The organism is Mesorhizobium sp. M8A.F.Ca.ET.207.01.1.1 (assembly GCF_004794715.1).
GTDB lineage: Bacteria > Pseudomonadota > Alphaproteobacteria > Rhizobiales > Rhizobiaceae > Mesorhizobium.
In genome coordinates this window covers 1-341 of the sequence record NZ_SRUS01000296.1, presented here as the reverse complement: position 1 = coordinate 341, position 341 = coordinate 1, and the positions used below count along the sequence as shown (strand labels likewise).

Here is a 341-nt window from a genome sequence, read left to right as displayed (position 1 = left end):
GCAGCTTCGGCCTGCACCGTGCCCGCGACTTCAACAAGGTGATCGACGCCTACGTGCTGCGCAACCAGGCGCAGATGCGCGCCAAGCTGCTGCCGCAGGCGCTGGAGGTGTTCGCCGCGCACCGTGCCAAGGGCGACCGCGTGGTGGTCGCCACCGGCGCGCCGCCGGAACTGGCACGCGCCATCCTGGCCTTCGTGGCCCATCAGGACGTGCCGGTGATCGGCACCGAGGTCGGCCCGCGGCTGGGCGGCGTCGGCCCGACCCGACACTGCCACAACGAAGAAAAGATGCGCATGCTGCGCGAGCGCGGCTATGGCGACATCGATATCGCCTATTCCGAC

The 341-nt window shown here is 69.8% G+C and carries 1 protein-coding gene; it reads left to right on the top strand.

Features of this window, described 5'->3' with window-relative positions:
* A partial coding sequence (locus EN850_RS34620) for a haloacid dehalogenase-like hydrolase (RefSeq protein WP_189591312.1) occupies window positions 1-341 on the top strand: 341 nt, incomplete at both ends.